The 2,986-nt window shown below is 71.5% G+C and carries 3 protein-coding genes and 1 pseudogene; all 4 read right to left on the bottom strand.

All coding sequences use genetic code 11. From position 1 onward, the window contains the following. Positions 1–1,144: pseudogene (locus tag AC1D12_RS29675) on the bottom strand (hypothetical protein); the annotation flags it as partial. Between the two features lie 206 nt (positions 1,145–1,350). Beyond that, positions 1,351–1,875: a type III secretion system chaperone family protein gene (locus tag AC1D12_RS29670; protein ID WP_465114383.1), complete on the bottom strand. Its 525-nt coding sequence runs from the start codon at positions 1,873–1,875 to the stop codon at positions 1,351–1,353. Next, the gene (locus AC1D12_RS29665) at positions 1,872–2,723 is read right to left on the bottom strand and encodes a hypothetical protein (RefSeq protein ID WP_477844783.1); all 852 of its coding nucleotides are present in this window, start codon (positions 2,721–2,723) and stop codon (positions 1,872–1,874) included. Before AC1D12_RS29665 ends, AC1D12_RS29670 begins: the two co-directional genes overlap by 4 nt. 5 nt (positions 2,724–2,728) lie before the next feature. After that, positions 2,729–2,974, bottom strand: a complete 246-nt coding sequence (sctS, locus tag AC1D12_RS29660; protein WP_477844785.1) for a type III secretion system export apparatus subunit SctS — start codon at positions 2,972–2,974, stop codon at positions 2,729–2,731. Positions 2,975–2,986: the final 12 nt, after the last annotated feature.

The raw sequence follows: 2,986 nt of genomic DNA, 5'->3' as shown, positions 1-2,986 counted from the left end.
GCTCGGTGCTGCGCAGCACCTGCTCGGCATCGCGGTCGAGCGCCAGCATCTCGGCGCGCAGCGCGATCGCCTCGCGCTGCTGCTCGGCGGCCACGCGCGAGCCTTCGGCGTAGGCTTCGTAGGCGCCGGGGTAGTCGCCCTGGTCTTCCAGCAGGTCGGCCAGCAGCAGCCGCGCGGCCACCAGCCGCGGCTCGTTCGGCAGCGTCTCGAGGTGGCGCACCGCGGCCCGCGCGCAGGCCACCGCCGCACGGTGGCGGCTACGCGCGCGCTGCAGCTCGGCCATCTGCAGCCACACGATGCCGCGCTCGAGCCGGCTGCCGCGCCGGCGCGCCCAGTCGGCCAGCCGGCGCAGCGCGAGCAGCACGGTCGCGTCGTCGCCGATCGCGGTCGCGACCTGCGCGATGTTCTGCAGCACCTGGCCGCCATCGGGCTGGCTGCGCGGGTTGTCGATGTGGCGCGCGTCGGGCAGCACCGCCGAGGCGCGCGCGTACTCGGCCTGTGCGCCCTGCACGTCGCCCTGCTGTGCCAGCTGCCGCCCGCGCTCGAGCCGCATCAGCGCCTCGTTGTGGCGCAGGCTGATGTCGAGGTGGCGGTCGTTCGGCGCCCCGGGCGTGCCGACTGCCTGCGCGGCCACCGCGATCGCGCTGTCGAGGTCGCCGCCCAGGCGGTGCGCCATCGCCATCGCGGCCTGGCAGCGCGCCACGTCGGCGCGGTTGTCCATCAGCCGGAAGCGCTCGGCGGCCTCGGCGATCAGCGTCATCGCGCGCTCGTGCTCGCCGACCTCGAGCCAGCACTGGCCGCGCAGCAGCAGGATGCGGGTGGCGCGCCAGCGGTCGTCGCGGCGCTCGAAGCCTTGCTGCGCCTCCAGGCACAGCACATAGGCGCGGTCGGGGCGGCGCGCCTGCAGCACCAGCGTGGCCGAGCGGAACAGCGTGCGCACGATCTCGCCGTCGTCGCCGCTCGCGCGCGCCAGCGCGATCGCCTCCTCGCACAGCGCCACCGCGTACGGGCCGTCGGCGCCGACGCGCTCCATCGCCTTCAGCAGCCGCTGCTCGACCTCCGACGGCAACAGCCGCTCCGGCGCGGTGTGCGGCCAGAGCGTCGGGCGGTCTTCGAAGAAATCGAGCGGGTCGCTGTCGGGCATGGGCCTGCTTGAAGTGATGGCCGGCATTGTGCAATGCGCGAGGGCTTCGACAGGCTCAGCCCGAACGGGTGACAAGCCGCAGATCGACAGACCGCACGAGCGCAGCGATGTGCCCATCAAGCAACGCCCGCGGAACCGGCTTTGCCGGGCCGCAGGGTGGCGCCCCTCGGGGGCAGGAGCGAAGCGACTGGGGGGCCGTCATCACATCAGGCCCTCAACCACAGGTAATCGCCGGCCGAGATGGCCTCGAACATGTCATCGGGCGCCTGCAGCAGGTGATCCTTCCAGTAGCGGCCGTGCTCGGCGTAGTGCGCCAGCGTCTCCATCAGCCAGCCGCCGTCGATGTCGTCGGTCATCGGCACGCGCACAATCAGCTGGGTCGACCCGGTGTCGGGATCCAGGCCGAGCTGCGCCTGGTCCTGCGCATAGACGAGCAGGTTCGATTCCAGCATCAGCCGGAAGATCGACAGCGTCCGCCCGGCCGTCGTGATGCCGTAGTCGAACTGGATGTACATCGCCTGCGGATCGTTCGTCACGTGGTCGACGATCACGCTGAAGCCCTCGACCTCGACGCGCCGCGACTGCAACACCGCCTGCACGTCCGGCAGGTCGAGCTCGCCGCACAGCGCCGTCAGCAGGTCGATGTAGCGCTCGTGGTCCGGATCGTCGCCGGCCGGCGCCTCACCCTCGGCACCTTCGGGCAGTTCGCCCTCGTTCATCTCAGCACTCATCGCTCGTTCCTCCTGGCCTGCACCAGCATCTTGGCAATGCTCAGTGCGGCCTGTTCTTCCGTGCGCGGCACCTGCAGCTGCAGCAGCTTCATCGGCAGCATCCAGTGCAGCAACTTGATCGACATCGGAAAGCCCCCCTCGGGCTGCGCCGGCTTGATGTAGTTCGCGATCAGGTAGTCGGCCACCGCCGCCAGCCCGCCGCTGTCGAGCCGGGCTCCGGCGCGCGTGCTGCCCAGCAGCGCCAGATTCAGCTTGCGCAGCGCACCGGCCGCCAGCGCGCCGTTGCCGGTGTCGGCCGCCTTGTTGAGCTCGCGGTCGATCACGGTCTTCTGCACCACGCCCAGCATGCCCTTCTTGCAGCGCTGCAGCGGGATCTTCGAATCGAACACCCTGCGCGGCGATCCGCCGCGGCCCGGCTCATCCGATTTCTCGGCCAGGCTGCGCGCGCGCGCCAGCTTGTCCTGGCGCGATTCCTCGCCGCCGCCGCGGTCCTCGTCATCGCCCGAATCCTGCGACTGGTCCTTCAGGTTGACGGCTTCGGTGCCGGTCTGCTGCGCCTCTGCCGAGTGGAAATCGTGATCGTCTTCGTCACCGCCCGCGATGCCGTTCGCACCGCGGCGCCGGCTCTTGCGCGCCTTGTTGGTGGTCGACCGCTTGGGCCGCGCGCCCGGCCGGTTGCCACCCACGTGGCGGCCCTGCCCGCCGGAGCGGTGCGGGCCGTGGTGCTCGTGGCTCTGGTGCGTGGCCTGCGGCGTCGCCGCCGGCGCGGCATGCGCGGTGGTCGCGGCGGGCGCGACCGCGGCCGCGCGCGGCGCCACGATCGGCGCCATCCGAGTGAAGGAGCGCATCATGTTCATTGCAGTGCCGCCTGGACCGCCTGCTGGGCGAAACCGAGCACCATCGAGGCGCCCCACGGCGCGGCGATCACCAGCGTGATCACCACCGCGATCAGCTTGGCGCCCTGCGAGATGGCCTGGTCCTGCAGCGAGGTGATCGCCTGCACGAAGGACACCAGCAGGCCCACCAGCGCCGCCACCAGCACCGCCGGCAGCGAGACCACCAGGCACAGCAGCATGGCCTGCGAGGTCAGTCGAACGATGTTGTCGTAGTC

The organism is Rhizobacter sp. P1_G5 (assembly GCF_056405435.1).
This window is presented reverse-complemented; position numbering and strand designations above follow the sequence as displayed.

Excerpts from the sequence above, each read along its gene's own strand:
- AC1D12_RS29665 (WP_477844783.1), bottom strand. The coding sequence starts at position 2,723 with ATGCGCTCCTTCACTCGGATGGCGCCGATCGTGGCGCCGCGCGCGGCC.
- AC1D12_RS29670 (WP_465114383.1), bottom strand. The coding sequence starts at position 1,875 with ATGAGTGCTGAGATGAACGAGGGCGAACTGCCCGAAGGTGCCGAGGGT.